Genomic DNA, 26,326 nt, shown 5'->3' on the forward strand with positions numbered 1-26,326 from the left:
TCGTCGGCGAAGTGCTGAAGGTGATGCAGGCGCTCGCCGAAGAAGGCCGCACGATGGTCGTCGTTACGCACGAGATGGGCTTCGCGCGCAACGTGTCGAATCACGTGATCTTCCTGCATCAGGGCAAGATCGAGGAACAGGGCGATCCGCAGCAGATTCTCGTCAACCCGAAAAGCGAACGGCTCGGGCAATTCCTGTCGGGACGTCTCAAGTAAGCGCGGCGAAAGCTTGTGTCGCCCGCCGTCGCATAGTGTCGATCGCGGGCGGCGGCGGTGCACCGACTGCCCACTTGCCGCGTTAAACCGGATAGCAGCCGGATCGCCCGGCTGACTCGATCGGGAGACGACCATGAAACGCATCGCGAAGATCCTCACCGCCGCCGCAGTCGCCTGTGCCGTGCTCGCGCCGGCACTTGCCGAAGCTCACGCGCACCGCGTGTGTCATTTCGATCACCACCACCATCATCGGATGTGCCGCTGGGTGCATTGACGACGCACGGCCCCGTGCACACCGGGCCGTCGCGCACGAAGCGCGCAGTCGCGTGACGGCGCGCGCTCTCCCTGCCGCAACCGACACCGGGCTTTCAACGTCGCGCCGCACGTTGCACGCTGCCGGCCGGGCAAACGTTTGATGTCGAGATCTCGCCGAATCGCGCGCAATTCCGCTAAAGAACGCGCGCGCCGATGACGTAAACGGGGCCACGGGGACGACTGACGATCGACGTGTCTGAACACGCGACGTGCGGCCGACAACAATCAGCGCAGCAGGGGAATCAGACTTGAATCGTCAGCAATCGTGGACGGCACCGGCGTGTCGACGACATAAGCGATCCGATATGACGAACATCGAAATTCAGCAATGAGGTTCGGCGCCCGCATGCCGATAACCCGAACTGGCTCATACGAGCGGTTCATCGAGGGTTTTTCATGCATTTCTGGCGCAAGCTGTCCATTCAGAACAAGCTGATTCTCAGCATGACGAGCTGCCTGCTCGTTTTCGTCGCGATCTCGAGCGGGCTCAGCATCCGTCTGATTGGCGATGCCGTGCGCGATCGCGTCGTCCATCAGGAGCTGCCGACGGCCGTCAACGGCATTCGCGCGGACGTGCAGCGGCAGCTGGCCGGGCCGATCGCGGCGTCGCGCATCCTCGCGCGCGATGCGTTCCTGCTGCAGTGGGAAGCCGACGGCGAGCCCGACGCGGGCACGCGCAACTGGATTCAGCTCGCGCGCAACGTGAAGGACGAGCAGAAGGCCGCATCGGTGCAATGGGTGTCGGTGAAGAGCGGCAACTACTACAACGAAGCCGGCCTGCAGCGCAAGGTGACCGACCAGGATCAGTGGCTCACGCGCTTCCTGCAGTCCGGTGCGCCGTTCGAAGTGCACATGGATCACGAGGTGACGGTCGGCGGCTACATGATGTTCATCAACAGCCGCATCGAGCTCGACGGCGCGCCGATCGGCGCCGCGTGCATGAGCCTGTCCGTCGACGCGCTCGCGAAAGGGATCGCCGCGTACCGGATCGGCGAAACGGGTTTCGCGTATCTGGTGCGGCCGGACGGCGCGATCATGATGCATCGCGATACGTCGCTGATCGACGGCAAGCATTTCATGAAGGACACGCCGGGCCTGCCCGACGACGCAGCGTCGGTACTGCTCGCCGGCAAGCCGTATGCGTACCTGAGCTACGCCGGCGACGGCGGCGAGCGGTTCATCGCGACGTCGTTCGTGCCCGAGCTGAATGCGTACGTGGTCGTCGAAGTGCCGGAGGCGGAACTGCTCGGGCCCGTCACGCGCGCGATCCACAGTGCGGCGCTCGTCGCGGCCGTCGTCGGGCTCGGCGTCGCGCTCGTCGTGATCTGGTTCGTCGGCCGCGCGATCGCGGCCCCGATTCGTCGTGCGGCGACGCTGCTGTCGGAAATCGCGAGCGGCCAGGGCGACCTCACGCGCCGGATGACGGTCGAGAGCGCCGACGAGATCGGACAGCTGTCGGATGCGTTCAACCGCTTCGTGTCGTCGCTGTCGACGCTCGTGCACAGAATTCGCGCGGCATCGGCGTCGATCGCGACGGGCTCCGCGCAGATCGCGTCCGGCAACGCCGATCTCAGCGAACGGACCGAAGGACAGTCGAGCAATCTCGAACGTACGGCGTCGTCGATGGAAGAGATCACGGCCGTCGTGCGCAACAACACGGAGACGGCGACGACCGCCGCGAAGATGATCAACGGCGCGTCGGAGACGGCGGCGCGCGGCGGACAGGTCGTCGGCGAAGTGGTCAGCACGATGCAGCAGATCAGCGATGCGTCGCAGCGGATCTCCGAGATCATCGTGATGATCGACAGCATCTCGTTCCAGACCAACATTCTCGCGCTCAACGCGGCCGTCGAGGCGGCGCGCGCAGGCGAGCAGGGGCGCGGCTTCGCGGTCGTCGCGTCGGAGGTGCGCAACCTTGCACAGCGCAGCGCGCAGGCCGCGAAGGAAATCAAGGCGCTGATCGAGCACAGCGCGGGCACGGTCGACGTCGGATCGAAGCTCGTGACCGAAGCGGGCCGCGTGATGAGCGATGTCGTCGCGCAAGTGCAGGGCGTGAGCGCGATGATGAGCGAGATCGCGGAGGCGAGCCTCGAGCAGAGCGCGGGCATCGATCAGATCGGCGACGCGGTGCAGTCGCTCGATCAGATGACGCAGCAGAACGCGGCGCTGGTCGAGGAAAGCGCCGCGGCGGCCGAAAGCCTGCGGCAGCAGGCGGCGGAGCTGACGACGCTGGTTTCGGCGTTCAAGGTGGAGGAATGAGCGGCGCGCGACGGCCCGACGTCGCGCGCTTCCGGAGAGCGGCCGCCGTGGCATCACGGCGGCCGTTTTACATCATGGCGTATGAAAGCGGGCGTATTCCTGGCTGCGCGGTTCCAGCGCGATGCGCATGGCCGATCGCGGATCGACTGCGGTTGAGCCGGTCGGCGGCCGCCGTCAGCGAGCCGAGTTCGACTACGGCGGCGAGAGCCTGCAACTGGGCGAGCGTCATCTGAATCCCTTCGATCGATGCATGTGGGCCGCGCATGAGATGGCGGCACGTCATGAGTTGTATTGAAGGGACGCGACGACGCGGGAAGCGACCGTAAGCGCGGCGAGGGATGTCGCGTGCGTGTGCGGTTCAGGTGGCTCGAACGACCGAATGCTGCCGCGAACGACGCATTAACGGCTGCCGTCGCGCGCCTTCACGAGCTTCCCGCGCTGAAGCACGCAGGCGATATGCTCGCCTTCGCCCGCCACGACGCCGATATCGGCGAGCGGATTGCCGTCGAGTACGACGAGGTCGGCCATGGCACCGGCGGCCACGACGCCGAGTTGTCCCACCATATTGACGATCTCCGCTGCCACGGTCGTTGCCGACCTGAGCGCTTCAAGATTCCCGAGCACTTCCGCCCGAATCCGAAACTCGCCCGACTGAAACGCGTGCATTTCGCCGAGCAGGTCCGAGCCGAACCCCATTTTCACGCCGGCCTTCGCATAGATTTCGAGCGACTCGCGTCCTTTCTGCTGCACGGACGCCACCTTCGCAACGGAGTCGGCCGGCAGCCCGAACGCCGCGCCATGTTTGGCAAGCGCGTCATAAGTCACGAGCGTCGGCACCACGAACGCGCCGTGCTCGTGCATGAGCTGCGCGGCCGCCTCGTCGACGAGATTCCCGTGCTCGATCGTCCGCACGCCGCATCGCACGGCGCGGGCAATCGCGCGTCCCGTGTACGCATGCGCCATCACGTAAGTATTCGCGGCCTCGGCTTCGTCGACGATGGCGCGAATCTCGTCCTCGGAATATTGCGTGTTGGCGATCGGATCGGTCGGCGACGCAACGCCGCCGGAAGCCATGATCTTGATCTGTGTCGCGCCTTTCTGGATCTCTTCGCGCACGGCGAGCCGCACACCTTCGACGCCGTCCACGACGCGTGCAATCGCCCCGGTTCGAAAGCAGCAGGAACAGGGCTCCAGCAAATCTCCGCGAGGCCGAAAATCCCCGTGCCCGCCCGTCTGCGACAACGCCTTCCCCGACGGAAAAATCCTCGGTCCCGACACCAGACCGGTGTCGACCGCCTGCATCAATCCCCAGTCCGCGCCCCCGGCATCGCGCACACTGGTAAACCCGCGCGACAACATCGCGTCGAGAATCGGCAACGATCGAATCGCTGCGAGAATATTCGGCTGCGTCGCATTCGCACCGAGATTCGCATTCGAAGCCAGCACGTGCACGTGGCAATCGATGAATCCCGGCATGACGGTCCTGCCGCGCGCATCGATCACCTGCGCATTCGGAAAGTCGACCGCCCGATCGGTCACTTCGACGATTCGTTCGCCTTCGATCACGACATGATGATGTTCGAGCAACACGCCTCGTTCGAGGTCGAGCACGTTGCCGCCCTGAAGCACGGTAATGGTCATGGAGAAAGATCCTTATCGGTTGACGAAAGCGGTTCGCTTCGTGTCCTTCACGAAGCGCGTCCCGATGAAGCTGATCGCGGCCGCGGCGATCACGTAGAGGGCGGGCGCCATGTTGCTGCCCGTGCGGGCGATCAGCCAGGTCATCAGAAACGGCGCGAAGCCGCCGAAGATCGTCACCGCGAAGTTGTACGCAACGGACAGGCCGGTCGACAGCACCTTGGTCGGAAACAGCTCGGCGAACGCAGCAAGAATCGGCCCCGTATAAGCGGCGATCAGCAAACCGAACACGGCCTGAAACGCGATCAACGAGACGAACCCCGGCGCATGATTGATCCACGCGAACATCGGCCACGCGAGCGCGAGGATGGCGAGCGCCGCACCGGAGAGAAACACGCGGCGCCCCCACAGATCGGCGAGCCTGCCGACGAGCGGCGAGCAGCACATGATCATCGAGCCGCCGACCATCCCGGCCGCAAACCCCGTCGACTGCGGCAGATGCAGCGTGCGCACCGAATAGGTCGGCATATAGAACAGCAGCACATACGTACAGACGGTCCACAGGATGACCATCGCAAAACTCGCGAGCGTCTCGCGCGGATAGGTCGACAGCACTGCCTTCAGCGGCGAACTCTCCTTTGCCTGCGCCTCGACGGCGCTGAAGGCAGGCGTCTCGTCGAGATGACTGCGGATGAAATACCCGACCGGCCCGACGACGATCCCGAGGAGGAACGGCAGCCGCCAGCCCCAGCTATGGAGCGCCTGCGTATCGAGCGACGTGGTCACGAACGTGCCTGTCGCCGCGCCGAGCAAGACGGCGAAGCCGATACTCGACTGGATCCAGCTCGAGTAATACGCGCGCTTTTCCGGCGGCGCGTATTCGGTGAGGAATGCGGTCGCGCCGCCCATTTCGCCGCCGGCGGAAAACCCCTGCAGCAGGCGCGCGACGACGATCAGCATCGGCGCGGCGATGCCGGCCTGTTCGTAGGTCGGCGCGAGCCCGATCAGCGCGGTGCCGACCGCCATCAGCAGGATGGTGAGCGACAGCGCGGCCTTGCGCCCGACCTTGTCAGCGTAGATGCCCAGCACGATGCCGCCGACCGGCCGCATGAAGAACCCGACGCCGAATGTCGCGACGGTCAGCAGCACGGATGTCAGTTCATTGCCGGTCGGAAAGAACAGCTTCGCGATGATCACCGCGAAGAAGCTGTAGACGGTGAAGTCGAACCATTCGAGACCGTTGCCGATCACGGTCGCGATGATGGCGCGGCGGCGCTGCTGCACGGCCGCGTCGACGGACGGCGCGGCGCGCGGGGAAAGCGTTCCTTGCATGGTCTCTTCCTCAGTCAGAAGACGGGACGGGCGCCCCGCGTGAACCTCATGCTAAGGACAGCGCGATTTTTTTCTGAAACGAAAGATTCGCATGCACGCATGCGCTGGACGCATGCATCGCGCTCATGCCGGCTCAGGCCGCGATTTGCCGCTCCGCCTGTTCGAACAGCCAGCGCGAGAACAGGCGCGCGGCCTGGTTCTGCGCGCGGTCGTTCGGCGAGATCACGTAATAGCCGCCGCCGTGGCTCGCCGATGCGTCGGTGACGCGCACGAGCAGCCCGGCCTCGATGCAGGCGTCGATCATGTAGCGCCAGCCGAGCGACACGCCCTGACCGAGTATCGTCATCTGCACGATCTGCGGATACGAGTTGATCGTGATGTCTTGCGGCTGCGCCTTCGGCCGGTCGATGTCGTTCTGATCGAACCATTCGGACCACGACATCCACTGACGCTGACCGTCCTCGAGGCGCAGCAGCGTTTCGTTCGCGAGATCGGCCGCGTCGAGCGTGCGTCCGGCCAGATAGCGCGGTGCGCAGACGGGAAACACTTCCTCGTCGAACAGGCGGCGCGCGGTGTATTCGGCGGGCGCCTGCTGACGTACGTAGTAGACGCCCACATCGAACTCCGCCGGCGACATCGACGCGAGCCCGTCGCGCACGATCAGCCGCAGCTTGATGTTCGGATACGCGGCGCGAAAGTCGGGTAGCCGCGGCGTGAGCCACAGCAGCGCCACACCGGACGAGCAGGCGATCGTCAGCCCGAGGTCGCCGTACGGCTTCATCACGTCGTGCGTCGCTTCCGCGCATTGCGTGAGCAGGTGATGCACCTGCGCCGCGTATTGCTCGCCGGCGATCGTCAGCCGCAGCGAACGGTGTTCGCGGACGAACAGCGAGCGGCCGAGGAATTCCTCGAGCTGCTGGATCTGACGGCTGATCGCGCTTTGGGTCAGGTGCAGTTCGGCGGCCGCGCGCGTGAAGCTCGCGTGCCGCACGGCGGCTTCGAACGCGACGAGACATTGCAGGGGCGGCAGGGGCGTGATGCGCATGGCGGGCAGGGGAATCGGTGACAGTGCCGACATGATACGGGGACGATCCTCGGAGCAAACCGGCCGCGCCCCGTTCCCCCACGAGTAAGCCGCGCGTCGGGTGCGCGCTGCGGCGCAGGCGGACGGCCGCCCGGCGCCGCAACCGCGACCCGCTGCGCGATCAGCCGAGCCAGCGCTTGATCGACGCGACCATCGTGGCGGTCGAAATGCCGTAGCGATCGTGCAGCGTCGGCAGCGCGCCCGCGTCGAGGAACGCATCGGGCAGCGCGATCTGCCGGAACGTCGGCGCGACGCCTTCGGCAAGCAGCGTGCGCGCGACCGCTTCGCCGAGCCCGCCGATTACCGTGTGGTTTTCCGCGACGACGACCATGCGGCCCGTGCGCTTCGCTTCGCGCACGATCGTCGCGGTATCGAGCGGCTTGATCGTCGGCACATGCAGCACCGCGACGCCGATGCGATCGGCCTCCAGCGCGTTCGCCACTTCGAGCGCGCGCATCGTCATGATGCCGGACGAGATCAGCAGTACGTCGTTGCCGTCGCGCAGCCGTTTCGCCTTGCCGAGCTCGAACGTGTAGTCGTATTCGTCGAGCACGAGCGGCACGTTGCCGCGTAGCAGCCGCGCATACACCGGGCCATCGTGCGCCGCGATCGCGGGCACCATCTGCTCGATGTCGAGCGCGTCGCACGGATCGATCACGGTCATGTTCGGCATCGCGCGCATCAGCGCGAGATCTTCCGCCGCCTGGTGGCTCGGGCCGTAGCCCGTCGTCAGTCCCGGCAGCGCGGCGACGATCTTCACGTCGAGATTGTCCTCGGCGATCGTCTGATGGATGAAGTCGTACGCGCGGCGCGTCGCGAACACCGCATAGGTCGTCACGAACGGCTGCGCACCCTCGTGCGCGAAGCCGGCCGCGGCCCCCATCAGCAGCTGCTCGGCCATCCCCATCTGGTAGTAGCGCTCGGGAAACGCCTTCGCGAATACGTGCAGGTCCGTGTACTTGCCGAGATCCGCCGTCATGCCGATCACGTCCGGCTTCGTGCGCGCGAGCTCGACGAGCGCATGACCGAACGGTGCGGCGCGCGTCCGCTGTCCTTCGGCCGCGATCGACGCGATCATCGCGGAGGTTTTCAGACGCGGCTTCTGGGCGGCGGTACTCATGCTTGTCTCCCGGCTTCGAGTGCGTCGAGCGCGAGCTGCCACTCGTGCGCGTCGACGCGGATGAAATGGTTTTTCTCGCGTTGTTCGAGGAACGGCACGCCGCACCCCATCTTCGTATCGCAGACGACGATGCGCGGCTGCGGCCGATCGTGGCGGCGTGCGTTGTCGAACGCATGCTTGACCGCGTCGATGTCGTTGCCGTTCACGCGCTGCACGTACCAGCCGAACGCTTCGAGCTTGTCGACGAGCGGCTCGAACGCCATGATCTGCGTCGACGGGCCGTCGGCCTGCTGATTGTTCACGTCGACGATTGCGATCAGGTTGTCGAGCCGCCAGTGCGCGGCCGACATCAGTCCTTCCCAGATCGCGCCCTCGTCGAGCTCGCCGTCGGAGAACAGCGTGTACACGAAGGCGTCCGATCCCTTGCGTTTGAGGCCGAGACAGCGGCCGACGGCGATCGTCAGTCCCTGCCCGAGCGAGCCGCCCGACATCTCCATCCCGGGCGTGTAGCTCGCCATCCCGGACATCGGCAGGCGGCTGTCGTCGCTGCCGTACGTCTCGAGCTCGTCGGCGGGCAGCACGCCCGCTTCGAACAGCGCCGCGTAGAGCGCGATCGCGTAATGCCCGTTCGACAGCAGAAAGCGGTCGCGCGCTTCCCAGTCCGGGTCCTGCGGGCGGTAGCGCATCGCGCCGAAGTATGCGACGGCGAGCACGTCGGCGATGTCGAGCGCCTGGCCGATATAGCCCTGACCCTGCACTTCGCCCATCCGCAGCGCGTTTCTCCTGATCCGGTACGCGCGCTCGGCGAGCGCGACGTCTTCGGTAATGACTTCGCTATCCATCTGTTGCTCCTGTGAGGTCGAAAGAGTGCCGGCGCATCAGCGGTTCACGGACCGGGCCGGCACGGCGAATACGAGCGCGGCGCCCAGCGTGACCGCGGCCGAGATGAAGATCAGCCCGGCGGTCGACTTGCCGGTCAGATCGTTGAGCCAGCCGACGATCGCGGGCGAGAAGAAGCCCGCGAGATTCGCGAAGCAGTTCACGGCGGCGATGCCCGCGGCGGCCGATACGCCGCCGAGCAGCGCGGTCGGCAGCGACCAGAACTGCGACGACGACGCCAGAATCCCGGCTGCCGCGATGCTCAGGCAGACGATCGAAGCGGTGACGCTGCCGAGTGCGGGCAGCGCGGCAAAGCCCGCGGCGGCGACGAGCATCGGCACCGCGAGATGCAGCCGACGTTCGCGGCGTCGGTCGGCGCTCATGCCGATCAGCGGCAGCGCGACGAGGGCGCACAGATACGGAATCGCGGTGAACACGCCGACCCAGAGTGGGTCCGACACGCCCGCCTTGCGGATGATCGTCGGCAGCCAGAACGTGAGCCCGTACTGACCGAGCACGACGCAGAAGTAGATCGCGGCCATCAGCCACAGCCGGCGATCGCCGACGAATGCGCGGATCGACAGATGCGCCGTCTTGTGCGCCTCGTCGCCGGCGACGTTGCGCGCGAGCAGCGCCTTCTCCGGATCGGAGAGCCACTTGGCCTGCGCGATGCCGTCGTCGAGATAGCGGAGGATCGCGACGCCGAGCACGAGCGACGGCAAGGCTTCGAGCAGGAACAGCCATTTCCAGCCGGCCATCGACATCGCGCCGTGCAGCGTGTGCATGATCGCGCCGGATAGCGGCCCGCCGACGATGCCCGCGAGCGGAATCGCCATGAAGAACAGCGACAGCGCCTTGGCGCGACGCGCGGACGGATACCAGTAGGTCAGGTAAAGGATCACGCCGGGCGCGAAGCCGGCTTCGGCCACGCCGAGCAGAAACCGCAGCACGTAGAACGCGGCGGGCGACTTCACGAACACGAAGCTCGCCGAAATGACGGCCCACGTGAGCATGATCCGCGCGAGCCACCGCCGCGCGCCGACGCGGTGCAGGATCAGATTGCTCGGCACCTCGAACAGGAAGTAGCCGAGAAAGAAGATGCCGGCGCCCATCCCGTACACGGTTTCGCTGAAGCGCAGATCGTTGAGCATCTGCAGCTTCGCGAAGCCGACGTTGACGCGATCGAGGTACGCGCCGAGATAGCAGAGCATCAGGAACGGAATCAGCCGGCGGCTGACTTTCGCATACGTGCGCGCCTCGAAGGTCGGCGGATCGGTGAGCGGAATCGCGTCGCCGGCGAGCGGCGGCGCACTGTATCGGGATTTCATCGTCGTGTCTCCTGCCATGTCGCCCGGTCGTGTCCGGGCGTTTTGGGAACGGTCGTCGGACGCGCTCAGTGAATCAGCATGCCGCCGTTTACGTCGAGCGTGATGCCGGTCAGATAGGTCGAGAGGTCGCTGACGAGGAACAGGCATGCATTCGCGACGTCGGCGGCGTCGCCGAGCCGCCCGAGCGGGATGCCCTTGACGATGTCGGCGCGCATGTCGGGCGTCAGCTTGTCGCCGGTGATGTCGGTCTGGATCAGGCCGGGCGCGATCGCGTTGACGCGGATGCGGTCAGGGCCGAATTCGCGTGCCATCGCCTTCGCGAGGCCGAGTACGCCGGCCTTCGCGGCGCTGTAGTGCGGGCCGCCGAAGATGCCGCCGCCGCGCTGCGCGGACACCGACGACATGCAGACGATGCTGCCGCCTTGCTGTTCCTTCATCGCGGGAATCACGGCCTGCGACATGTAGAGCGTGCCGCGCAGGTTCACGTCGACGATCGCGTCGAAGTCCTTCGCGCCGATGTCGAGCGTGCGCACCGGCTGCGTGATGCCGGCGTTGTTGACGAGGCCGTCGATGCGGCCGTAGCGTTCGAGCGTCGCGCGGGCCGCGGCGACGCATGCGGCCTTGTCGGTCACGTCGCAGGCGAGCCCGAGATGGCCGCTGCCGAGATCGGCGGCGGCCGCGCGCGCGTCTTCCTCGCGCAAATCGAGGATCGCGATGCGCGCGCCCTGGGCGGCGAGCGCCTGCGCGGTGGCCTTGCCGATGCCGCGCGGCGAGGCCGCGCCCGTCACGATGATGATCCGGTTCTCGAGCAACATCGTTTGTCTCCTGGGTATCGATGAGTGCCTGTAGTGTCGGGGGACGACGCGGCACCATCAACGCGGAAACGCTCAACCATTGCTGAGAAAAATTCAGGTGGAGGCGGCCGCCTCCCGTTCGATCCATGCGAGGAAGCGCTGGATGCGCGGCAGCGCCGCATTCTGGCTCGGGTAAACCAGATGATGCGCGCCGACCTCGACGGCATAGCTGTGGTCGAAAACGGGCACGAGCAGCCCGTCGCGGATCTTCACCGACGCCAGCGTGAGGCTTTCGAGCGCGATGCCGAGGCCGAGCGCGGCTGTCTCGATCGACATGTACGAGCGGTCGAACGAGAAGTCGAAGGTCTTCTGCTTGGCCGACACGCCGGTTCGGCCGAACCATTGCTTCCACTGCACGAGCGGCGTCTCCGAATAGATCAGACGATGCGCGAGCAGATCCTCGGGCGTGCGGACCGGATGCCGCTCCAGATAGGCGGGCGACGCGAGCGGCGCGATGTATTCGCCGCGCACGGTCTTCACTTCGAGGTTGTCCCAGTTGCCGTAGCCGTGCCGGATATCGATGTCGTAGTAGCCGTTCGAGAACGACACGTTTTCATAGGAGCAGGCGAGATTGAGCTGCAGATCGCCGTTGGCCTCCTGAAACGACGACAGCCGCGGCAGCAGCCACATGAGCCCGAAGCTCGGGCTCGAATGCACGCGCAGGATGTCGACGTCGGTGCGGCTCGACGCGCGTTCGGTCGCGCGGCTCAGGTCGGCGAGCGAGCCCGTCACGTCGGCCAGATAGCGTTCGCCGGTCGGCGTCAGCACGAGGCCGCGGCCCGAGCGCTGAAACAGCGGCCGGCCGATCAGCGCTTCGAGATTGCTCAACTGATGGCTGACGGCCGACGCGGTCAGCCCGAGTTCCTCCGCCGCGCGGTTCACGCTTTTGGTGCGCGCGACGCTCTCGAACGCGATGATGGATTTCAGCGGAGGGATACGCATCGTGACGTCTTTTCGGTGGCGGTTGATCGGAATCGCGTCGGGCGCGCGGCGATGTCGCGTGCATCCGGTGCAATGCGTTGCACAACAGTCGCTGCGGATCGCAACGCATTATGCGTTTTTTCGCCCACCGCGCGCGAGCGCGGCATCGACGCCTGCGCGCTAGCGAAACGCGCTCATCTGCGACGACATCATCTGCAGCATGCGGTTCGAGGCGACCGACAGCGTGCGGCCGACGCGCGTGACGAGATGCGCTTCGGCGTTCTGCAGAATCGGGTGTTCGATCGGAATCGCCTTCAGTTCGCCGGCTTTCAGCTCGCTGGCGACGGCGAACGCGGGCAGGACGACGATCCCGAGTTCCGAGCGCGCGAACTGCTTCATGATGTTGATCGAGTTCGTCGTGATCGCCGGTTCGAGGCTGATCTTTTCCGCGAATTCGACGGCCTGCAGCATTTGCCGCGTGCCGTACGACGGATGCGTCGCGGCGAGCGGATACGACGCGAGCTCCTGCACGGTCAGGCTCTTGCGCCGGATCGTGCGCGCCATCCGGGCGCCGACGATCGCCATCATCGGCTGCCGGTGCGCGGCGCGCGAGACGATGCGCGGCTCTCGCGGCGGGTTGTAGACGAGGCCGATTTCGCCGTCGTCCTCCGCGATTTTCGTCATCACGTCGTTGGTACTGCCGAGATCGAGATTGACGCGAATCTTCGGGTACTGCGTGCAGAACTGCTGCATCGGCCCGGACAGCAGGTCCGACACGAAGCCTTCGCCGAGCACGACGCGCACGTGCCCGGTGCGCAGCCCGCGCAGATCCTGCAGCCGCGACAGCAGATCGTCGCGATGCGCGCGCTGCTCGCGGTAGTACTGGATCACGAACCGGCCCGCTTCGGTCGGTGTGACGCCGCGCGCGTGGCGTTCGATCAGCGGGGCGTCGAGTTCCGCTTCGAGCAGCGCGATCTGGCGGCTCACCGCGGACGGCGCGACATCGAGCCAGTCGGCCGCCGCGCGGATCGTGCCGCAGCGCACCGCCTCGAAGAAGTACGCGATCCGGCTTTCGGTCAGGCTGCTGGTCGACATGGCGAGCGTTCGAATAAATAGAACAATCTCAATATTGGCACTTATTGGTTGAACGGGTCAAACGGGCCGAAGATCGTCGACGACGGCAGCGGAACCGGCGCGAAACGCAAGCGCGACACGGCTTCCGCGCGAACCTTCGAATGCAACGATCGGGAGCGGCAATGAAGACGGTAGGCGTGATCGGACTGGGAAACATGGGGCGCGGCATCGCGTTGTCGCTGAAGCGGGCCGGCTTCGACGTGCTGGGGTTCGACGCGAACGCAGAGAGCGTGCGGCAACTGGCTGACGAAGGCGTGCGGCCCTGCGCGTCGATTGCGGAGATTGCGTCGGCGGTCGACGTGCTGATCCTGTCGCTGCCGACCTCGGCGATCGTCGAAGCGGTCGTGCTCGGCGACGGCGGCGTCGCGTCGCATGCGAAGCGCGGGCTGATCGTGATCGACACGACGACCGCCGATCCGAACAGCACGCGCAAGGTGGCGGCCGCGCTGGATGCGCATGGCATCGCCTTTGTCGACGGGCCCGTCAGCGGCGGCCCGAAGGGTGCGGCAACCGCGACGATGACGATGGTGCTCGGCGGCGCCGATGAGCACATCGCGGCCGTGCAGCCGGTGCTGTCGGCGATCAGCGCGAAGCAGGTGCACGTCGGCCCCGCGGGCGCGGGCCATGTGACGAAGCTGCTGAACAACCTGCTGACGGGCGTGCATCTGCTCGTCACGAGCGAAGTGGTCAGAGCCGCGGAGGCAGCGGGCGTCGACAAGGCACGGCTGATCGAAGCGCTGAGCGGCGGCTCCGGGCGCAACAGCGCGACGCTGACGAATTACCCGACGTGGATCCTGAACGAGCGTTTCGATTCGGGCTTCACGATGAAACTGATGCGCAAGGACATGCGCCTCGCGCTCGAACTGCTGCAGCGCGCACACGTAAGTGCGCCGATTGCAAGCGAAGCGGGCCGCCTGTGGGCCGCGAGCGCGGAATCGATCGGCGACGCGGAAGACTTCAACCGCATCGTCGAATTCGTCGACGCGCGCTGAGCGCCGATCCATCACCACGAGGAAACGATATGGCATCCCCCATCGAACAGGCGCTGCTCGACGCATTTCGACAGTTCTTTCCCGGCGCGCAGAGCGTCGGCTCATACGTGAACGGCGAACTCGTCGAAGGGCGCGGCGATACGATCGAGCTGTTCGACGCGGCGACCGGCGAGCCGAGCCTCGCCTATCGCGACGGCGGCGCGGAGATCGTCGCGCTTGCGGCGGCGGCCGCGCAGGCCGCGCAACGGCAGTGGTGGGCGCTCACGCATGCGGCGCGCGGCCGCACGATGTTCGACGTCGCGCGCGAAGTGCGCAGTCACGCGGAAGCGCTCGCGCGCCTCGAATCGCTCGGTTCGGGCAAACCGATCCGCGATTGCCGCGGCGAAGTCGCGAAAGTCGCCGAGATGTTCGAGTACTACGGCGGCTGGGCCGACAAGTTCTACGGCGACGTGATTCCGGTGCCGACGTCGCATCTGAACTACACGCGCCGCGAGCCGGCCGGCACCGTACTGCAGATCACGCCGTGGAACGCGCCGGTGTTTACGTGCGGTTGGCAGCTCGCGCCGGCGATCGCGATGGGCAACGCGGTGCTGCTGAAGCCGTCCGAGCTCACGCCGTTCAGTTCGCTGGCGATCGCGCGGCTTGCCGAGCGTGCGGGTGTGCCGAACGGGCTGATCAACGTGCTCGCCGGCTACGGGCACACCATCGCGCAGGCGGCGATCGCGCACAAGGCCGTGAAGAAAGTCGTGTTCGTCGGCTCGCCCGCGACCGGCGCGCGGATTGCCGAGGCGGCCGCGAAGCGCGTCCTGCCGTGCGTACTCGAGCTGGGCGGCAAGTCCGCGAATATCGTCTTCGACGATGCGGACCTGAATCGCGCAGCGCTCACGGCGCAGGCCGCGATCTTCGCGGGCGCGGGACAGAGCTGCGTCGCCGGCTCGCGTCTGCTCGTGCAGCGCTCGATCTACGACCGCTTCGTCGCGATGGTCGCGACGGGCGCGAAGAAGATCCGCGTCGGCGCGCCGACCGACGACGCCACCGAGGTCGGCCCGATCTGCCATCGCGCGCAGTACGAGCATGTGATGAAGATGATCGCGAGCGGTGTCGAGTCCGGCGCGACGCTCGCGGCCGGCTCGACCGAGCGGAGCGCGCGCGGCTACTTCGTCGCGCCGACCGTGCTCGCGAACGTGCACAATCGGATGGACGTCGCGCGCACGGAGATCTTCGGGCCCGTCGTCGTCGCGATTCCGTTCGACACCGAGGAAGAAGCGATCGAGATCGCGAACGATACCGACTTCGGGCTGGCCGGCGCGGTATGGACAAACGACGTCGCGCGCGCGCATCGCGTGGCCGCGCAGATCGACGCCGGCACGTTCTGGGTGAACGGCTACAAGACGATCAATGTCGCGTCGCCGTTCGGCGGCTACGGGATGAGCGGTTACGGCCGCTCGAGCGGCGTCGAGGCGTTGTACGAATATACGCAGACGAAAAGCGTGTGGGTCGAAACGGCGAAGCATCCCGCGAGCGTATTCGGCTATTTGTAAGTTTGTAAGGCGGCGCGACGCGGCACGGGCGCCGAGTCGTTCGGCGCACGCGTCGCGGCAGCACGGTACGAGACCAGTCGACACAACCTGATACGAGGCCGACGAGCCTTCGAGCGGAGATCAGCATGGAACATACGATGACGGCGGACGGCGCGGGAAGCGACGGTTTCAGAGGCGCGAAGCTGCTGGTCTATGCGGCGGCGATATTGCTGATCGCGCAATCGATCGGCGCGTTCACGTTCAATGTCGGGCCCGGCAAGGTCGTGCTGCTGCCGATGATCTGGGCGCTGCTGATGGGCGGCGCGTTGGGGCTGCTGTCCGAGCGCTGGCGCAGCAGCATGCGGCTCGACGTGAAGACGCAGTTTCTCGCGGCGGCGGTGCTGCAGCCGGCGCTGCTGCTGTTCGTCGCGAAGCTCGGGCTGATGGTCGGCAGCGCGCTGCCGAAGCTCGCCGCGGCCGGCTGGGCGCTCGCGTTCCAGGAGCTCGGGCACTTCGTCGGCACGATCCTGCTCGGCCTGCCGCTCGCGCTTTTGCTCGGGATCAAGCGCGAAGCAATCGGCGCGACGTTCTCGGTCGGACGCGAGCCGAGTCTCGCGATCATCGGCGAGAAGTACGGGATGAATTCGGCCGAAGGGCGCGGCGTGCTCGCCGAGTATCTGACGGGTACCGTGTTCGGCGCGGTGTTCATCGCGATCTTCGCGGGCTTTGTCGCGAGCCTGAACATTTTTCATCCGCTCGCGCTCGCGATGGGGGCGGGCGTCGGCTCGGGCAGCATGATGGCGGCCGCGTCCGGCGCGATCGCCGCCGCGCAGCAGTCGCCGGAAGTCGCGAAGAACGTATTGACGTTTGCCGCCGCGAGCAATCTGATCACGACGACCATCGGCACGTATTTCACGCTGTTCATCTCGCTGCCGCTCGCGGTGTTCGGCTATCGCGTGCTCGAACCGCTGATCGGGCGCACGACGAAGGCGTCGTCCGCGTCGGCATCCGTCGAGGCTGCGCGTCCGTCGCTCGGCGACGTGCAGACCGAGGCGCCGGCGCTCAGCTACTCGGGGAAGGTCGCGGCCTGGCTGCTGACGGCCGTGTTCTCGCTCGTGTGCGACTGGATCACGCACGGCACGTCGCCGCTCTTCGGGTTGCCCGGCATGGCGTTCATGGTGCTCGCAACGGTGATCGGCGATGCGCTGTCGACGGTCACGCGCCGCAAGATTCCCGCCGTGTGCTGGGTGTCGGTCGTCGCGATGTTCATGACCTCGCCGCTGTGTCCGTGGGCGCCGGCCATCGCCGCGATGAGCGCGAAGAACGATTTCCTCGGCGTCGTCACGCCGATGCTGACGTTCGCGGGCCTCTCGATCGCGAAGGACATTCCCGCGTTTCGCCGCCTCGGCTGGCGGATCGTGCTCGTGTCGTTCGTCGCGAATGCCGGCACGTTCCTCGGTGCCGCGCTGGTCGCGCAGATCTTTCATATCTGAGCGAGGGGCGGCATGCAGCGGCGCGCGGTGGCGTGCGCGCCCATATGGCGGCTTTCCTTTCCGTAGCAGCCGGCATTATGCCGGCTGTCCGCCGTTTGCCGCTGCCCTACCGATAACGTCGCGGGATTTCGGAGTCAGGAGGCCGGCATCAAACCACTGCGCCCGTCGGGCGGCGTTGAAGTCTACCCGAAGAGCCGCGGATCCAATTTGAACGGCTCTTTGCTGATCACCTTCACCGTCGCGGCGAAATCGGGGTGCAGCGGGTTCAGCAGCAAATTGAAGTCCGTCGGACAGACGACGGATGGAACCCGCATCGCGAGCTGCTCACCCATTTCCAACCATTCCCGGCCGATCCGCGCCGTCGACGCAGGGTCTTCCGTTAGCGTCGCCCAATCGGGCGGTAGTTCTGGTTCGAACGCCCCTTCGTATACCGCATCAGGCACTTCGAGTGTCACCAAGAAAAGGCCGCCGGCCGGCAGTATCCCTGACATATGGACGAGCGCTTCGAGCAGGGACGTGGAAGCGTGACAGCACGTGTACAGCACTCGCATTCCGCGCGGATTCCAGCGGCCCCCTGCGATCGCAGCACCATTGCCGCTGAGATCGTCCGCCATGTAGTGGCCCTTTCGTTCTTTTGCGAGGCGATACAGCTTCACGCGGTGACCCCGAACAATGCACGGTTGAGAATGTCGCGCACACGGTCGTAGCCGGGCTGTACATCGAGAACTTCTATCGGCCTAAGACCATCAAGCTCGGCATTGCCGCGCGTAATCCATTCCGCTGCACGGTCCTTGTCCTCGAAAAGCTCGACCGCAAGATCGAGGACGTAGAGAACGCGCGCAATACGATCGGACTCGCTTTGCGACAGGCGATCCTCGTTCGCGATCTTTCGAAGGATTGTCGAGCTCGGCAAGCTTAGCGCGGACAGCAGCGATTGCACCGGGATTCGGAGAAGCTCGCGAGCGACACGTTCGACGATCACTGCCTTGAATCCGTCGGCGATCGTACGCCGCTGCTCCAGCGGCGTCATCCTGCGGAACGTATCGAAGTCGTGCTCGTGTGCGCCGAGGCCATTCGACCCAACGGAGGCTTTCCCGGCGCTTGCGCGCTTAGCGGGCTGCCGGCTGGTTGGTGCGGGGGTACGCATGGCAAACTCCCAAATGAGTGAAGTAACAATCCCATTATAGATATATATCAAATGGGAGTCAATCATGTATCAAATGGGATTTGTGCCGGCGCAACCCAATGGTCATCGCTTTTCTGCATCTCGTTCACAGAGCTTGCCGACGTCGACAACGTCGATCGGGCAGGTCGCACAGCACGGCAACGGCGAACGCTTCGTGCCTACCGATCGACGCCCACCGTCAAACCGCCGCGCGCCCACTTGCGTCCTCCGCTTCATGCACAATACCGGGCATTGAAATGCGGAGGCTGTCCCGTGGGGATCAATTTCGACTTGACCGACTTGCAGGCGTTTCGCGCGGTGGTGGAGCTGGGCAGCTTCCGCAAGGCTGCCGACGCGCTCAGCATTTCGCAGCCCGCGTTGAGCCGCCGCATCGACAAGCTCGAGGATGCGCTCGGCGTGCGGCTGTTCGAGCGCACGACGCGCAGCGTCACGCTGACGACGGTCGGCCGCGTGTTCGCGCCGAGCGCCGAGCAACTGCTCGACGATCTCGATGCGGCGCTGCTCGGCATTCGCGACGTGTCGTCGAGCCGCCTCGGTCACGTGACGATCGCGTGCGTGCCGTCGGTCGCGTATTACTTCCTGCCGAACGTGATTGCCGAGTATCACCGCCGCTTCCCGCGCATCCGCGTGAAGCTGCTCGATTCGGGCGCGAACGAGGTGCTCGGTGCGGTGATCAGCGGCGAGGCCGATTTCGGCGTGAGCTTCCTCGGCAGCCAGGAGCCCGAGATCGACTTCAAGGTGCTGCTGCAGGAGCGCTTCGTCGCCGCGTGCCGCCGCGATCATCCGCTCGCGCGCAAGAAGCGCGTGACGTGGGACGAGTTGTACGCGCACGAGTACGTCTCGGTGGACAAGACGTCCGGCAACCGGCTGCTGCTCGACCAGGCGCTGTCGGGCGTCGCACCGCCGGTGCCGAGCGTGTGCGAGACGCGGCACGTGACGACGCTGCTCGGTCTGATCGAGGCGGGGCTCGGCGTCGCCGCGGTGCCGTCGATGGCGATGCCCGGACGCGACCATCCGATCCTCACGAGCGTGCCGCTCGTCGACCCCGTCGTGAAGCGGCGGGTCGGCATCGTAAAGCGGCGCGGACGGCAGCTGACGCCGGCCGCGCAGGCATTTCACGAGATGGTCGTCGACGCGAAGCGCGCGAGCCGCGCGTCGGGCGCGGCCGCATCGTGATACGCGGCGGCCTGCCACGCGGCTTGCCGGCCGGCGCGCGACCGCACGCGCGCACGCGGCGGTCGGTTTGCGTCAGCGGGCCGACACGGGGTCGAGCCCGGTCGCCTTCACGTCCGGCTGCACGCCGGGCGATGCGAGATAGTCGAGGAGCGCCTTCGCTTCCTGCGGATGCCGTGCGCCGACCGGGATGCCGCCGGCGAAGCGCGTGACCGACTGCAGCGACTCCGGAATCCGGCCGACGAACGTGACGCCCGGCACCGGGAGCAGTTCGCTCACCTGCTGGAAGCCGATTTCATAGTCGCCGTTCGCGACGACGGACGCGACCGGAATGCGCGGAATCATCGTCGCCTTCGGCTTTACCTGCGCTTCGATACCGAGCTTCCTGAACAACTCGCGCTCGATGTAGACGCCGCTCGCGCTGTCCGAGTACGCGATCGACTTCGCGTGCAGCAGCGCTTGCCGAAGCCCGTCGGCTGTGCCGATATCGGGCTTCGCGGCGCCTTCGCGCACGACCATGCCGATTCGCGAATCGGCCAGCTCGACGCGCGAGCCGGGCACGACCTTGCCTTGCCGGATCAGCTCGTCGAGCGCGTAGCCGACCATGATCACGACGTCGGCGGGCTCGCCGCGCGCGAGCCGGTTCGGAATCGCTTCGGGCGACTTGCCCATCGACGGGCCGAGCGTCGTGTCGAGCGTGTTGCCGGTGTCGGCGGCGAAGCGCGGGCCGAGCGCCTTGTACGCGGCGGTGAAGCCGCCCGAGCTCATCACGTGCAGCTCGGCGGCCTGCACGGGGGCGGTGGCGACCGAGGTCGCGACGAGCGCGGTCGCGCAAAGTTTCAGCAGCAGATTTTTCATCGTCATGGTCGTGCGAACGGGAAGGTCAGGTGAGCATGGGGGGGCGAGCGGACCGTCAATGCGCGGGCGTCAGCGTCGCGGCCTGGCGGCGATACAGTGCGAACGTCGCGAGCAGCGCACACACGGCGGCGAAGCTCATCCAGTAGCCGGGCGCGGCCTTGTCGCCCGTCATGTGGATCAGCGCGGTCGAGATCGCCGGCGTGAAGCCGCCGAACACGGCCGTGGCGAGGCTGTACGCGAGCGAGAAGCCGGCCACGCGCACCTGCACGGGCATCACTTCGGTGAGCGCGACGATCATCGCGCCGTTGTAGAGGCCGTACATGAACGACAGCCACAGCAGCACGAGCAGCATGTTCGTGAACGTCGGCGCATGGGCGAGCAGCGACAGCGCCGGATAGGCGGTCGCGATCGCGAGCACCGTCATCGCGACGAGCAGCGGGCGGCGGCCGATGCGGTCCGACAGCGCACCGCCGATCGGCAGCCACACGAAGTTCGAGACGCCCACGCACAGCGTCACGAGCAGGCTGTCCGCGGTGCTCAGATGCAGGACGGTCTTGCCGAACGTCGGCGCATACACGGTGATCAGGTAGAAGCTCGCGGTGGTCATCGCGACCAGCATCATGCCGGCCACGACGACGGCCCAGTTCTGAGCCAGCGTGCCGAATACTTCCTTCATCGTGGGACGATGGCGGCGCGCGCTGAATTCCTGCGTTTCCTCGAGCTTGCGACGCAGCATGAAGATGAACGGCACGATCATGCAGCCGACGAAGAACGGCACGCGCCAGCCCCACGCGGCGATGTCGGCCGCGCTCAGCCAGCGATTCAGCGCGAAGCCGAGCGCCGCGGCGACGACGATCGCGACCTGTTGGCTCGCGGACTGCCAGCTCGTGAAGAAGCCCTTGCGGCCCGGCGTGGCCATTTCGGCCAGATAGACGGACACGCCGCCGAGCTCCGCGCCGGCCGAGAAGCCCTGCAGCAGCCGCCCGAGCAGCACGAGCGCGGGCGCGAGCAGGCCGATCGTCGCGTAGCCGGGCACGAACGCGATCAGGATCGTGCCGCTCGCCATGATCGACAGCGTGACGATCAGGCCCTTGCGACGGCCGACGTCGTCGATATACGCGCCGAGCACGATCGCGCCGAGCGGCCGCATCAGGAAGCCGGCGCCGAACACCGCGAACGTCATCATCAGCGACGCGAACTCGCTGGCGGCGGGAAAGAATACGTTGGCGATCTGCGTGGCGTAGAAGCCGAACAGAAAGAAATCGAACTGCTCGAGAAAATTCCCGGCCGTGACGCGGAAGACCGCAGCGGCCTTCGAGCGCCCGGTCGAGAGACTGGACGAGGGATGCATCGGGATGTCTCCGGAAAATGCGGGGAGGGAGGGCGGTCGATTGTTGTTTTCGCGAATGTTCGCGCGATGCCGCAGAAACGATAAGTGCAATTTTCTGAACGATTGATGTTCGCCGGTTATCAATCGATGGGCGCCCGCCTCGGCGAATGCTGTGGCGGCGCGCGGCGTTCATGCACCTATGCGAAGATGGAGCGCTATCGCTCAGCCACTTCGACGAGGACGACGTGATCCGACCGAACGCCACCGACCATCCGCACGGCACGCTCGTGCCGTGGATGGCCGTCGCACTCGCCGAGCGCGGCGTGCGCCGGTTTCCGCCTGGCCGCGTGAATCCGCGCATCGTCGAATACAACGGGCACACGAACCTCGTCGGCTACGACGACAAGATTTCGTGGTGCTCGTCGTTCGTCAACTGGTGCATGGCGCGCGCCGGCATGCGCGGCACCGGCTCGGCGCTCGCGCGCTCGTGGCTCGAGTGGGGGCGGCCGCTCGCGCAGCCGGTGTACGGCTGCATCGCGGTGCTGACGCGTGAGGACCCGACGAGCTGGAAGGGCCATGTCGGCTTCTATCTGCGTCACGACGATGCGCACGTGCATCTGTTCGGCGGCAACCAGCTTGGCGCGGTGCGCGAGCTCGCGTATCCGGTCGCGTCGGTGATCGCCTATCGCTGGCCGCACGTCGAGTGAACGCGCCGCACGCGGGCGAGCGCGGCGTCGGCACGGCGCGGCACGTCGTGCTACAGTCGGTCGATTCGTCCGTTTCCCGTGGACATTTCCACCCGTACCGATCCGAACCGTCATGAGCTACGTTCCCCAACTTGCCGCGGTCGGCGGCGTGATGCTGCTGGCCTGCGTGAGCCCCGGCCCCGACCTCATCGCCGTGTCTTCCCATGCGCTCGGCAACCGCCGCGCCGGCTTGCTGGCCGCGCTCGGCATCGCGTCGTCGCACGCGGTATGGGCGGCGATGGCGATCTTCGGGCTCGGCCTGATCGTCGCGAAGCTCGCGTGGCTGTACGAGGCGATCCGGATCGCCGGCGCCGCGTATCTGATCTACCTCGGCATCAAGTCGTTGTCGGGGCTGCGCCAGTCGGCGCAGCCGGCCGACGCCATGCGCGCGCCTGCCGTGCGCGGCGGCGCGCATGCATACCGCAAAGGGTTGCTGGTCGGCCTGACGAATCCGAAAGCCGCCGCGTTCTTCGGCAGTCTGTTCGTCACGCTGCTGCCCGCGCATGCGCCCGCGTGGGTGCATGGTGCGACGCTGGCGGTCGTCGTCGCCGTGTCGCTGTCGTGGTTCTGCACGGTCGCGCTGCTGTTCTCGACGAACCGCGTGCAGACCGGCTACGCGAAACTGCGCAAGCCGATCGATGCGGTGATGGGCACGATTCTGCTCGGCCTCGGCGCGAAGCTCGCGCTCGATCGCTAAGCGTATCGCCGTCAGTCATGGCCGCCGCATGCGGCCATGACCGCCATGATTGCCTTCTCGCCGCTTCGGCGACGTTCTCCCACGCAGCGCATCGCGTTCGCGCTCATTGGCTCGCGACAGCCTCGGCCGCCTGCCCCGCATCGTTCCTGCTCCATCCGCCGCCGAGCGATCGATACAGCGCGATCGCCGCGAGCGCATGCTCGCGTGCGGCCTGATTCAGCGAATCGGAGTCGCGCAGATACGCCTCCTGCGCGGTCAACACGTCGAGAAAATCCGTCGCGCCGCCCTTGTACAGTCGCGTCGCGAGCGCGAGCGCACGGTCGGACGCGGCGAGCGCGCCGCCGAGCTGCTGCGACGCCGCGTCGGTCGCGACGAGGCTCGCGCGCGCATCCTCGACTTCGCGCAAGGCCTGCAGCATCGTCTGCCGCAGCGCGAGTTCGGATTCGCGCAAGCGGCTTTCGCTTTGTGCGATGTCGGCTGCGATGCGGCCGGCATCGAAGATCGGGCTCGTCGCGCTCAGCGCGGCGCTGAACAGGTTGTCGGTGAGCGTCGGCAGCCCGAGATACGACGCGGCGAGCACGCCGTCCGCCAGATTCAGCGAGAACTTCGGATACCGCTCGGCTTTCGCGACGCCGACTTGCGCCGCCCGCCGTTCGACCTGCGCGTAGGCGGTCAGCACGTCGGGGCGGCGCAGCAGCGCCTGCGACGGCAGCGTGACCGGTGCGCCGGCCGGCGGCGCGGGAATCGGCGCGGACGCGGCGAGCACGAGCCGATCGATCGATTCCGGCGTGCGGCCCGAATACACGGCGATCAGGTTCAGCTGATGCGCGATCTGCGCACGCGTCGGCGCGATCCGCGCTTCGAGCGCGTCGAGCTGATTCTTCGCGCGCGTGACGTCGAGCTCCGTCGACAGCCCGAACGCCTGCCGCTTGCGTGTCAGTTCGAGCGCACGCTGCCGGATCGCCGCGTTGTCCTGCAGCAGCTTCAGTTCCTGCTGCGCCCAGCGCAGATCGACGTACGCGGATGCCGCGTCGGCCGCCAGCGCGAGTCGCATCGCATCTTCCGCGTGCGTCTGCCCGACGAGTTCCGCGCGCGCGGCGAGCAGGTCGAGCCGTTCGCCGCCGAACACGTCGGGCGACCAGCTCAGTGCGAGTCCGGCGCCGGCCTGCCGCACGTAGCCGAGCGGCGGCGGAACGTTCTGGCGCGCGTCGGATGCATGCGCCGTGGCGTCGAGTTCGGGCAGCAGGGCCGCGCGCTTGCTTGCGGTCAGCGCCTGCGCCTGCTTCACGCGTTCGGCGGCGGCCTGCAGATCGAGGTTGGCGTCGAGCACGGTCGCGATCAGCCGGTCGAGCGTCGGGTCGCGGAACTGCGCCCACCACGTCGCCGCGTCGCTCGTGGCGGCTGGAACGGCGGTGTCCCACGTAGCAGGCGCGAGCGCGCCGACCGCGTCGGGCAGCGTCGCGTGCTGCGCCGGCTGTACCGCACAACCGGCGGCGAACGCGCTGACGGCGAGCGCGACAATGAGCTGTTTCATGATGACGACCTCAGTGCGCATCCGGCGGCGGCGCGTTCAGCGAGATGGGTTGAGAGAAGACGACCGCGACCAGCGCGACGACGAAACAGAGCGACAGTGCGTAGTACGCATCGGCATACGTGAGCGTCAGCGCTTCGCGGTAGATCAGCCGATGCAGGTTGGCGAGCGCGGCCTGCGCGGCATCGACCGTGTTGCCGGCGACCGACGCCCAGTACGCGGTGCGCCCGTCGAGCAGCGACGCGACCTGCGGCACGCCCGCGCTCACGTGCTCGTTGAGCCGCAGGTAATGGAAGTTCAGCCGGTCGTTGAGCATCGTCGCGCTGACCGCGATGCCGATCGCACCGCCGAGATTGCGCATCAGGTTGAACAGCCCGCTGGCGGATTTCAGCCGCGACGGCGGCAGCGAGCCGAGCGCCATCGTCACGATCGGCGGCACGCTGAACTGCTGACCGATGCCGCGCAGCGCCTGCGGCAGCAGCAGTTCCTGCCAGCCCCAGTCGTGCGTGATCGGCGTGTACAGATAGCAGCCGATGCCGAAACACACGAGCCCGAACACGAGCAGCGAGCGCAGGCTGAAGTAGCGGGCCGCGAACGCGTATGCGCAGAGCGCGAGCAGCTGGAACGCGCCGACCGACAGCAGCGCGATGCCGATCTGCAGCGAGCTGAATGCGCGCACCTGGGCGAGAAACAGCGGCGTCAGGAATACGGTCACGAAGATGCCGATGCCCGTGACGAACGAGAGCAGGCTGCCGATGCCGAAGTTGCGCACGGCAAGCGCACGCAGGTCGACGACCGGATCCTCGGCGGTCAGCGCGTGCACGACGAACAGGAAGCCGCAGATGCCGGCGATCCATGTGCATGCAACGATGACGTGATCGCCGAACCAGTTCTTGCGCGGCCCTTCCTCGAGCACGTATTCGAGGCAGCCGAGAAAGCCCGACATCAGCACGATCCCGAGATAGTCGCCGCGCTTGACGAGACCGGGATCGGGCTCGTCGATGCGCACGTAGCGCGGCACCAGCACCGCGACCAGGATCCCCGGCACGAGGTTCAGATAGAACAGCCAGTGCCACGACCATCGATCGGTGATCCAGCCGCCGATCACGGGACCGATCGCCGGTGCGAGCGACGCGAGCGCGCCGATCGTCGTCGACGCGATCAGCCGCTGCCTGCCGGGAAACAGCACGAACGCGGTCGTGAACACGGTCGGAATCATTGCGGCGCCGAGCGCGCCCTGCAGCCCGCGAAACAGGATCATCGAATTGATGTCCCACGCGAGCCCGCACAGCATGCTCGTGATCGTGAAGCCGACGGCAGACGCGACGAACAGCCAGCGTGTCGACATCACCTTCGACAGCCAGCCCGACATCGGGATCACGATGATTTCGGCGATCAGATAGGCCGTCTGCACCCACGACAGTTCGTCCTGGCTGGCCGACAGTCCGCCGCCGATGTCGCGCAGCGACGACGCGACGATCTGGATGTCGAGCGTCGCCATGAAGAAGCCGACGCACATCAGCGCGAATGCGAACACGCGCTGCTTCGTCGGTTGCGACGCGGGGTCGCCGGAAAACGCGGTGGTCATCGTCGTCTCCCGTTCAGTGCGCGTGGTCGGTGTGCACGGTCACGACCGCGGACAGCCCCGGACGCAGCACCTGCTCGAGCCCGGGCTGCGGATCGAGATGGACGCGCACCGGCACGCGCTGCACGATCTTCGT

The 26,326-nt window shown here is 66.7% G+C and carries 24 protein-coding genes and 3 pseudogenes; 9 read left to right on the forward strand and 18 right to left on the reverse strand.

Annotated elements, in window-relative coordinates; all coding sequences use genetic code 11:
- A pseudogene (locus HMPREF3115_RS32645) lies at window positions 1-215 on the forward strand (histidine/lysine/arginine/ornithine ABC transporter ATP-binding protein); the annotation flags it as partial.
- 133 nt (window positions 216-348) lie between these two features.
- Window positions 349-489, forward strand: coding sequence for an HHHH-motif protein (locus HMPREF3115_RS31685; protein ID WP_012467807.1), 141 nt, complete (start codon window positions 349-351; stop codon window positions 487-489).
- A 266-nt stretch (window positions 490-755) separates the two neighbouring features.
- Here HMPREF3115_RS31685 and HMPREF3115_RS32005 read toward each other — a convergent pair whose 3' ends face one another.
- Window positions 756-914 carry a hypothetical protein gene (locus HMPREF3115_RS32005; protein ID WP_006404266.1) on the reverse strand — a complete coding sequence of 53 codons (159 nt, stop codon included), beginning with the start codon at window positions 912-914 and terminating at the stop codon, window positions 756-758.
- 12 nt (window positions 915-926) lie between these two features.
- On the opposite strand from HMPREF3115_RS32005, the gene HMPREF3115_RS20720 reads away from it, so the two are divergent.
- Window positions 927-2,789, forward strand: coding sequence for a methyl-accepting chemotaxis protein (locus HMPREF3115_RS20720; protein WP_070555824.1), 1,863 nt, complete (start codon window positions 927-929; stop codon window positions 2,787-2,789).
- Between the two features lie 124 nt (window positions 2,790-2,913).
- On the opposite strand, the pseudogene HMPREF3115_RS32650 reads toward HMPREF3115_RS20720, so the two are convergent.
- The 10 genes and pseudogenes from HMPREF3115_RS32650 to HMPREF3115_RS20770 all read right to left on the reverse strand — a co-directional run.
- Window positions 2,914-3,018, reverse strand: a pseudogene (locus HMPREF3115_RS32650) (LysR family transcriptional regulator); the annotation flags it as partial.
- 170 nt (window positions 3,019-3,188) lie between these two features.
- Window positions 3,189-4,430 (reverse strand): metal-dependent hydrolase family protein, encoded by a 1,242-nt coding sequence (locus tag HMPREF3115_RS20730; protein WP_070555828.1) that lies wholly within the window; start codon window positions 4,428-4,430, stop codon window positions 3,189-3,191.
- A gap of 12 nt (window positions 4,431-4,442) precedes the next feature.
- Window positions 4,443-5,759 (reverse strand): MFS transporter, encoded by a 1,317-nt coding sequence (locus HMPREF3115_RS20735; protein ID WP_070555831.1) that lies wholly within the window; start codon window positions 5,757-5,759, stop codon window positions 4,443-4,445.
- A 133-nt stretch (window positions 5,760-5,892) separates the two neighbouring features.
- Window positions 5,893-6,804: a LysR substrate-binding domain-containing protein gene (locus tag HMPREF3115_RS20740; RefSeq protein WP_070555834.1), complete on the reverse strand. Its 912-nt coding sequence runs from the start codon at window positions 6,802-6,804 to the stop codon at window positions 5,893-5,895.
- Window positions 6,805-6,964: 160 nt separating this feature from the next.
- Window positions 6,965-7,963 carry a transketolase family protein gene (locus HMPREF3115_RS20745; protein WP_070555836.1) on the reverse strand — a complete coding sequence of 333 codons (999 nt, stop codon included), beginning with the start codon at window positions 7,961-7,963 and terminating at the stop codon, window positions 6,965-6,967.
- Window positions 7,960-8,805, reverse strand: coding sequence for a transketolase (locus HMPREF3115_RS20750; RefSeq protein WP_070555838.1), 846 nt, complete (start codon window positions 8,803-8,805; stop codon window positions 7,960-7,962). The genes HMPREF3115_RS20745 and HMPREF3115_RS20750 overlap by 4 nt, the downstream gene beginning before the upstream one ends.
- Before the next feature lie 36 nt (window positions 8,806-8,841).
- Complete coding sequence (locus tag HMPREF3115_RS20755; RefSeq protein ID WP_070555874.1) at window positions 8,842-10,170, reverse strand: MFS transporter; 1,329 nt, start codon at window positions 10,168-10,170, stop codon at window positions 8,842-8,844.
- Window positions 10,171-10,235: 65 nt separating this feature from the next.
- Window positions 10,236-10,985, reverse strand: a complete 750-nt coding sequence (locus tag HMPREF3115_RS20760) for an SDR family NAD(P)-dependent oxidoreductase (protein ID WP_070555840.1) — start codon at window positions 10,983-10,985, stop codon at window positions 10,236-10,238.
- A 93-nt stretch (window positions 10,986-11,078) separates the two neighbouring features.
- A complete protein-coding gene (locus tag HMPREF3115_RS20765; protein ID WP_006404256.1) occupies window positions 11,079-11,966 on the reverse strand; it encodes a LysR substrate-binding domain-containing protein in 888 nt (295 codons plus the stop codon).
- 159 nt (window positions 11,967-12,125) lie between these two features.
- Window positions 12,126-13,040, reverse strand: coding sequence for a LysR family transcriptional regulator (locus tag HMPREF3115_RS20770; RefSeq protein ID WP_006404254.1), 915 nt, complete (start codon window positions 13,038-13,040; stop codon window positions 12,126-12,128).
- 44 nt (window positions 13,041-13,084) lie between these two features.
- Here HMPREF3115_RS20770 and HMPREF3115_RS20775 point away from each other — a divergent pair, with 44 nt between their 5' ends.
- From HMPREF3115_RS20775 to HMPREF3115_RS20785, 3 genes are all read left to right on the forward strand, one after another.
- Window positions 13,085-14,071 (forward strand): NAD(P)-dependent oxidoreductase, encoded by a 987-nt coding sequence (locus tag HMPREF3115_RS20775; protein WP_227747557.1) that lies wholly within the window; start codon window positions 13,085-13,087, stop codon window positions 14,069-14,071.
- 29 nt (window positions 14,072-14,100) lie between these two features.
- A complete protein-coding gene (locus HMPREF3115_RS20780) occupies window positions 14,101-15,612 on the forward strand; it encodes an aldehyde dehydrogenase family protein (protein ID WP_070555844.1) in 1,512 nt (503 codons plus the stop codon).
- Between the two features lie 125 nt (window positions 15,613-15,737).
- Window positions 15,738-17,084: a DUF3100 domain-containing protein gene (locus HMPREF3115_RS20785; protein ID WP_006397979.1), complete on the forward strand. Its 1,347-nt coding sequence runs from the start codon at window positions 15,738-15,740 to the stop codon at window positions 17,082-17,084.
- Between the two features lie 182 nt (window positions 17,085-17,266).
- Here the strand turns inward: HMPREF3115_RS20785 and HMPREF3115_RS20790 are convergent, their stop codons facing one another.
- Both HMPREF3115_RS20790 and HMPREF3115_RS20795 read right to left on the reverse strand, forming a co-directional pair.
- Complete coding sequence (locus tag HMPREF3115_RS20790) at window positions 17,267-17,740, reverse strand: RES family NAD+ phosphorylase (RefSeq protein ID WP_070555846.1); 474 nt, start codon at window positions 17,738-17,740, stop codon at window positions 17,267-17,269.
- Window positions 17,737-18,231, reverse strand: a complete 495-nt coding sequence (locus HMPREF3115_RS20795; protein ID WP_227747556.1) for an antitoxin Xre/MbcA/ParS toxin-binding domain-containing protein — start codon at window positions 18,229-18,231, stop codon at window positions 17,737-17,739. Before HMPREF3115_RS20795 ends, HMPREF3115_RS20790 begins: the two co-directional genes overlap by 4 nt.
- Window positions 18,232-18,522: 291 nt before the next feature.
- Here HMPREF3115_RS20795 and HMPREF3115_RS20800 point away from each other — a divergent pair, with 291 nt between their 5' ends.
- The gene (locus HMPREF3115_RS20800) at window positions 18,523-19,446 is read left to right on the forward strand and encodes a LysR family transcriptional regulator (RefSeq protein ID WP_006404245.1); all 924 of its coding nucleotides are present in this window, start codon (window positions 18,523-18,525) and stop codon (window positions 19,444-19,446) included.
- 72 nt (window positions 19,447-19,518) lie between these two features.
- On the opposite strand, the gene HMPREF3115_RS20805 is transcribed toward HMPREF3115_RS20800, so the two are convergent.
- Window positions 19,519-20,301 carry a substrate-binding domain-containing protein gene (locus tag HMPREF3115_RS20805; RefSeq protein ID WP_012217515.1) on the reverse strand — a complete coding sequence of 261 codons (783 nt, stop codon included), beginning with the start codon at window positions 20,299-20,301 and terminating at the stop codon, window positions 19,519-19,521.
- A gap of 55 nt (window positions 20,302-20,356) precedes the next feature.
- A complete protein-coding gene (locus tag HMPREF3115_RS20810) occupies window positions 20,357-21,652 on the reverse strand; it encodes an MFS transporter (protein WP_006404243.1) in 1,296 nt (431 codons plus the stop codon).
- 224 nt (window positions 21,653-21,876) lie between these two features.
- Between HMPREF3115_RS20810 and HMPREF3115_RS20815 the strand changes: the two genes are divergently transcribed.
- A complete protein-coding gene (locus HMPREF3115_RS20815) occupies window positions 21,877-22,338 on the forward strand; it encodes an NlpC/P60 family protein (protein WP_006404241.1) in 462 nt (153 codons plus the stop codon).
- Window positions 22,339-22,450: 112 nt separating this feature from the next.
- Complete coding sequence (locus HMPREF3115_RS20820; RefSeq protein ID WP_006411382.1) at window positions 22,451-23,074, forward strand: LysE family transporter; 624 nt, start codon at window positions 22,451-22,453, stop codon at window positions 23,072-23,074.
- A 103-nt stretch (window positions 23,075-23,177) separates the two neighbouring features.
- On the opposite strand, the gene HMPREF3115_RS20825 is transcribed toward HMPREF3115_RS20820, so the two are convergent.
- From HMPREF3115_RS20825 to HMPREF3115_RS32655, 3 genes and pseudogenes are all read right to left on the reverse strand, one after another.
- Complete coding sequence (locus HMPREF3115_RS20825) at window positions 23,178-24,608, reverse strand: efflux transporter outer membrane subunit (RefSeq protein ID WP_070555879.1); 1,431 nt, start codon at window positions 24,606-24,608, stop codon at window positions 23,178-23,180.
- A gap of 10 nt (window positions 24,609-24,618) precedes the next feature.
- The gene (locus HMPREF3115_RS20830) at window positions 24,619-26,193 is read right to left on the reverse strand and encodes a DHA2 family efflux MFS transporter permease subunit (protein ID WP_070555848.1); all 1,575 of its coding nucleotides are present in this window, start codon (window positions 26,191-26,193) and stop codon (window positions 24,619-24,621) included.
- A 13-nt stretch (window positions 26,194-26,206) separates the two neighbouring features.
- Window positions 26,207-26,326, reverse strand: a pseudogene (locus tag HMPREF3115_RS32655) (HlyD family secretion protein); the annotation flags it as partial.

The sequence above is a fragment of the Burkholderia sp. HMSC10F09 genome, assembly GCF_001806955.1.
GTDB classification, from domain to species: domain Bacteria; phylum Pseudomonadota; class Gammaproteobacteria; order Burkholderiales; family Burkholderiaceae; genus Burkholderia; species Burkholderia multivorans.